The sequence below is a fragment of the Kitasatospora sp. NPDC093558 genome, assembly GCF_040683475.1.
In the GTDB taxonomy this organism is placed as follows: domain Bacteria; phylum Actinomycetota; class Actinomycetes; order Streptomycetales; family Streptomycetaceae; genus Kitasatospora.
Window position 1 is genome coordinate 1 of the sequence record NZ_JBFBDY010000616.1, and the last position, 3,685, is coordinate 3,685.

Annotated in this window: 3 protein-coding genes and 1 pseudogene; 2 read left to right on the forward strand and 2 right to left on the reverse strand. The window is 72.5% G+C overall.

Going from position 1 to position 3,685, the window contains the following annotated elements:
• Positions 1-923 (forward strand): hypothetical protein (locus tag AB0O00_RS32510; RefSeq protein WP_363657919.1); only part of this gene is annotated, 923 nt, incomplete at its 5' end.
• A gap of 117 nt (positions 924-1,040) precedes the next feature.
• The gene (locus AB0O00_RS32515) at positions 1,041-1,796 is read left to right on the forward strand and encodes a serine hydrolase (protein WP_363657921.1); all 756 of its coding nucleotides are present in this window, start codon (positions 1,041-1,043) and stop codon (positions 1,794-1,796) included.
• A 19-nt stretch (positions 1,797-1,815) separates the two neighbouring features.
• Here the strand turns inward: AB0O00_RS32515 and AB0O00_RS32520 are convergent.
• Positions 1,816-2,532: pseudogene (locus tag AB0O00_RS32520) on the reverse strand (FAD-dependent monooxygenase); the annotation flags it as partial.
• Positions 2,533-2,969: 437 nt separating this feature from the next.
• Entirely contained in the window at positions 2,970-3,584 is a 615-nt protein-coding gene (locus tag AB0O00_RS32525) for an ATP/GTP-binding protein (RefSeq protein WP_363657923.1), read from the reverse strand.
• Between the last annotated feature and the right edge of the window lie 101 nt (positions 3,585-3,685).

Consider the following 3,685-nt stretch of genomic DNA (forward strand, 5'->3'; position numbering starts at 1 on the left):
CGATGTTCCACCGGCGCCCCGACGCCGCCCGCGTCGCCGTCGACCCGCACGGCATCAAGGTCACCCCGCTGGTCAAGGACCTCAAGGCGACCGTAGGCGCCGACCTCGGCGGCGTACGGGCCGACGCCTCCGGCACGCTGGAGGTCGACGTCAACGCCCCGATCCCGCTGCCCGAGGGCGCGAGCGTGGCGGCCACCGGCTCCCTCCAGCTGCACCCCGCCGTCCACTTCGCGTACCACGGCGCCGCCGCGGGCAGCCCGCGTACGGCGTCCATCGGCTTCGACCTCGGCGCCAACGCGCACTGGAAGGTCACCGGCGACCTCGCCCGCAACACCGGCGCGGCGCCCGTCCGGCTGCCCTTCGCCAAGCTGCAGGCGAGCCCGGTGCTGACGGTGGCGGGCCTGCCCGTCGTGGTCAACCTCGGCCTCACCTGCTACCTGGAGATCAGCGCCGACGGCCAGATCCACGTCGAGGCCGAGCAGGAGGCCACCGGCACGTGGTCGGTGCGCGCCGACTACACCGGCGGCAAGGGCTGGGCGCCGATCAGCGACGCCTCGGACACCAAGGTCTCCCCGGTGCACCTGCGGCTGAACGGCAAGGCCGGCGTCCGCGCCGCGCTCGGCGCCGAGGCCAGCGTCGGCCTGTACGACACCGTCGGCGTGGAGACCACCGTCGCGCCCTACCTGAGCGCCAAGGCGGAGGGCTCGCTGAACGCCGACGTCCCGGGCGGCACCCCGCAGGCACAGGGCAGTTGGTCGGTGGTCGGCGGCATCGACCTGAACGGCGCGCTCACCGCGCACCTGAAGGTCTTCGGCACCCCGATCATCGAGGGCAAGCTCCCGCTGCCGCCCTTCCACCGCGAATGGCCCCTCCTCACGGGCACGGCCACCCTCCCGTCCCCGACCCCGCGCCCGAGCAGCTGACGCACGGACAGCTGGCGGGTGACAGATAACAGCTGACAGATAACAGATTTCGAAATCTGTTATCTGTCAGCTGTTTTTTGTTCGCCGTCGGCCGTCTCCCGGCCCTACGCTTGCCGGATGTTGTCTGTGGTGGTGGCCCCCTGGGGGAGCGGTGAGCCGGTGTTCGGGCGGGCGGCGGACGAGCGGCACTACGCGGCGAGCACGATGAAGGTCGCCGTGCTCGCGGCGCTGCACCGCAGCGGCGTCGACCTGGACGCCGAGGTGTCGGTCGTGAACCGCTTCGCCTCGGCCGTCGGCGGCGAGTTCGCCAACTCCCGTGACGGCGACGGCGATCCGCTGCCCTGGGAGCTCCTCGGCGGCACCGCCCCGCTCCGCACGCTCGCCGAGCGGATGATCACCCATTCCTCGAACCTCGCCACCAACCTGTGCCTGGCCGCCGTCGGCCCCGAGGCCGTGGCGGGCGTCTGGCGGCGGGCCGGGGCGACGCACAGCGCCACCCCGCGCGGGATCGAGGACGCCGCCGCGCGCGAGGCCGGTGTCGACAACCTGGTGACCGCCCTGGACCTCGTGCGGCTGCTGCGCTCCCTGGACGGCGAACCGGAGTTGCTGGCCCTGCTGGAGCGCAACGCCTTCCGGGTGGACCTCGCGGCGGGCCTGCCGCCCGGCACCCGGATCGCGTTCAAGAACGGCTGGGTCACCGGCGCCCGGCATAGCGTGGGCGTCGTGTACCCACAGGACTGCTCGCCCTATCTGATCGCCGTCTGCTACACCGGCCCGCTCGCCTCCGGCCACGGCACCGCCGACCCGGCGGCCCGGCTGGTCGCGCGGATCTCGGCGGCGGTCTGGGACCGCCGCCGGGACATTACGGCCTGAACGGCGAACCGCGGCGCCGTCAGTACGGCTTGACGAGCACGTGCGCCGCGCCGGGGATGCCGACCTTCAGCAGCTCGTCCTCCTCCGGCGTGGTGGGCGTGCCGGTCTCCTGCTTGAGGATCGCGCGGGAGAGCGCCTGCACCCACAGGGCGCGCGGGCGCCGGCGCTCCTCCCAAGCCGCGAGCGCGGCCTCGACGGTGTCGGCCGCGTCCAGGCTTTGGGCGAGCACGAGCGCGTCCTCCACGGCCATCGCCGCGCCCTGTGCGAGGTGCGGGGTGCTGGCGTGGGCGGCGTCGCCGGCGAGGGCGATGCGCCCGATGTGCCAGGGCTCTTCGACGGTCACCTGGGAGATGCGCGAGTAGACCACCGCTGCCGGGTCGGTGACCTGGGCGAGCGCCTCGGCGATCGGACCGCCGAAGCCGACGAGGCGCTCGGCGAGCTGCTCGTGGGCGCGCTCCGGGTCCGGACGGAAGTCCTCGGCCTCGGCGAACACCGAGCCCAGGTACATGAGTTCGGTGCTGATCGGGGTGAGCAGCGCCTTGGCCTTCAGGTTCCCGGCGGACATCACCACGCCCTGCACCTCGGGCGAACGCGGCAGCGTGACGCGCCAGTTGGCGAAGCCGGTGTACTCGGGGGCGTACTTCTCCCCGTACAGGCGCGTGCGCAGCGGCGAGCCGATGCCGTCGAAGCCGACGACGAGGTCGTAGCGGCCGGTGTGGCCGTCGGTGAGGGTGAGGCCGCCGATGCCGCCGCCGTGGACGAGGACGCACGGGGGTTGTGAGCTGTTCGGCCGAGAGTGAGCGGGAGTGCGTGTGAGGGCGCATGCGTTGCGCGCTCGCGCCCTTCGGATTGGGTGCGATCCGGTGGCTGCGGTAGCGTCGAGATCGCGATCTGGGACGCCGGGAACGGCGCCAGCGTGCGGGGCTCCCTCTCCACCAGGGTGATGGTTTGGGACCTCCCCGTCGCCTCTGGCCGTACCCACTTGGCCAGGTCGTGAGGGAACCGGCCTCCCGGGACGGACCACGTACAGGATGCGTGTCGCCCAGCGGGGTTGAGTACGCCGGGGACCAGTGCGCCCAAGACCGTTCGGGGCGTGCGGCTCATCGGGAGTCACTACTGACCAGTCCAGAGGAACGGTGAGGTCATGGGGTGACTCCCGTACGAGGGAGGGGTTCAGACGACGGCGGCGGCGCCGGCGAGGTCCATCAGGTGGTCGACGAGGGCGAGCAGGAGGTCCCGGCCGAAGGCCCGTTCGCGGACGTCGCCGATCAGCATCGGCACGTGCGGGTCGAGGTCGAGCGCGGCCCGGATCTCGTCGGGGGTGCGGGTGTTGTGGCCGTGGAAGCAGTTGATCGCGACCACGAACGGGATCCGGCGGCTCTCGAAGAAGTCGATGGAGGCGAAGCTGGTGTCCAGCCGCCGGGTGTCGGCGATGACGATGCCGCCGAGGGCGCCGTTGACCAGGTCGTTCCACATGAACCAGAAGCGTTCCTGGCCCGGGGTGCCGAACAGGTAGACGACGAGGTCCGGGTTGACGGTGATCCGGCCGAAGTCGAGCGCGACCGTCGTGGTGTCCTTCCGGTCGACCCCGGCCAGGTCGTCGACGCCGACGCCGGCCTTGGTCAGGTACTCCTCGGTGCGCAGCGGGGCGACCTCGCTGACCGTCCCGACGAGGGTGGTCTTGCCGACGCCGAATCCGCCCGCGATGAGGATCTTCACGGCGGCGGGCGCGGCGGGCGTAACAGGCGCGGTGGGCGCAGCAGGCGTGGCAGGGTGGGGAGTTGCCATGGTCAGAGTCTCCGGAGTCCTTCGCGTACGGCCGTGAGCAGGCCGAGGTCCGCGCCGCCGGCGGCCCGGGCCACCGAGAGCGGCGCACGGGCCCGCAGCAG

Excerpts from the sequence above, each read along its gene's own strand:
- AB0O00_RS32525 (WP_363657923.1), bottom strand. The coding sequence starts at position 3,584 with ATGGCAACTCCCCACCCTGCCACGCCTGCTGCGCCCACCGCGCCTGTT.
- AB0O00_RS32515 (WP_363657921.1), top strand. The coding sequence starts at position 1,041 with ATGTTGTCTGTGGTGGTGGCCCCCTGGGGGAGCGGTGAGCCGGTGTTC.